The sequence below is a fragment of the Priestia sp. BR_2 genome (genome assembly GCF_041954005.1).
Taxonomy (GTDB): domain Bacteria; phylum Bacillota; class Bacilli; order Paenibacillales; family Paenibacillaceae; genus Paenibacillus_AQ; species Paenibacillus_AQ lautus_A.
Genome location: NZ_JAVFHM010000093.1, coordinates 1 through 1587, shown reverse-complemented (window position 1 = coordinate 1587; position 1587 = coordinate 1). Strand labels below are relative to the sequence as shown.

The 1587-nt window shown below is 36.5% G+C and carries 2 protein-coding genes; both read right to left on the bottom strand.

Going from position 1 to position 1587, the window contains the following annotated elements; genetic code table 11:
* The coding region (locus RB298_RS02615) for a SpoIID/LytB domain-containing protein (protein ID WP_486045607.1) at positions 1-650 on the bottom strand (650 nt) is incomplete at its 3' end.
* Positions 651-940: 290 nt separating this feature from the next.
* Positions 941-1587, bottom strand: a 647-nt coding sequence (locus tag RB298_RS02610; RefSeq protein ID WP_486045605.1) for an Ig-like domain-containing protein, incomplete at its 5' end; no start/stop codon positions are given.

Below are 1587 nucleotides of genomic sequence, written 5' to 3'. Positions count from 1 at the left end.
GAATATACAGAGTTTATAATACTACCTTTATATGTAATAACTTGGCCAAACGTATCTTCCACGGCCTGAGCGATACGTTCATCCCAATAGTCACCACCGTACACTTGGTAATCTGTCTTGTCATTAATTAATACTGATTTTGGAAGGCTAATTACGTATGTTCTTGCTGCTATCGCTTGGGCTTTAAATGTATCTGTTTTGAAAGACCAATACAGTTCTTTTCCTACTACGCCTTTTATGTAATCTTCCATAGGAAGCGTATTAATAGGACGAACATACTTATTACCTTCATTCGTAAACTTCATGTCTCCTAAATAAGACATGCTGTTAATAGTAAGTTTGGCGTCGTAAGTAGAAGGGGTGACTTCAAAACTAGGAAACTCGCCTAACTTTTCTGCTCCTTGATATAACGCTACGTTCGCACCAGCAACTTTCACCTCGTAATCTCTGTTCGCTTGCAGAGTTACATTTTCATCTTTCACACGGTATAATGCTGAAGGATGAATAGTAATGCTGCTTTTGTTGCCTAGATAATTTTCTAGTTTTACCGACACAAGAGGTTCTGTTCCTGCTGCTTCTGCTGTGGTGAACCAGGCTAGTGGAGTTAAAACAATGGCTAGCCCTAGTACAACTTTTAATATAAATTTCATTTTCTTTTCGCCTTACCTTTCTCTATTTTTCTAGTAATATTGCATAAAAAATACTCTTCCCTAATATCGGATACAATTTCATACTTGCCAGAGGTACGCTGATTTTTTTTTACTTTTTTTTACTTAAGTTGATAAAACCCTTAAATCATGTACTTTTTTCAACTTTTTGTTTATATTCGTCGAATCCTTATGCTATAATGTCGAAGATATGACTTTATATCATGCTTGATTTAAACCTAATTAAAACCGAAAAAGAGTCCTTTTCTACTTGTAGAAAAGGACTCTTTTTTCTATTGGACTACGGTAATTATTTTAGCCACACTTTGATTTCCGCTTAAATCGGTTGATGTAATTGATAGCTTTGTTCCTACTTTCTGCTTTGCTATAGCAACTTTGAACTGCCCTTTGGCATCCGCTGTGCCGCTGCCAATCAGCCTAGTACCTACTTTAATTGTAAGTTTTGCATTTGCTTCCGTTGTACCTGTTACAGAAGTAGATTGGCTCGTGACCTTGTTTACGGCAGGAGCTGATGGCGCTGTTTTGTCTTGAACGGTAATTGTTTGAGCTACACTTATATTTCCAGCTAAGTCTTTTGCTGTAACAAAGATTTTTGTTCCTGCTTTTTGCTTAGGAATGGTAAGCTTAAATTCTCCTTTAGCATTAGATGTTCCTGTTACAATAACCGTATTACCAATTTTTATATCTACTTGAGCATTAGGTTCCGCCGTTCCTGTGACGACTGTTTGCTGATCTGTAATGCTATTTGCTGTTGGTATAGAAGGTGCTGTTTTATCTTTAACCACAACTGTTGTAGGTGCACTTTCTCCCGTACTATTTTTGGCATTCACAGATATTTTTGTTTCTGATTTTTGCTTAGAAATTGTCATGAAAAATTGTCCGTTACTTGCTACTTTAGTGCTTCCAATAACAACTGTTC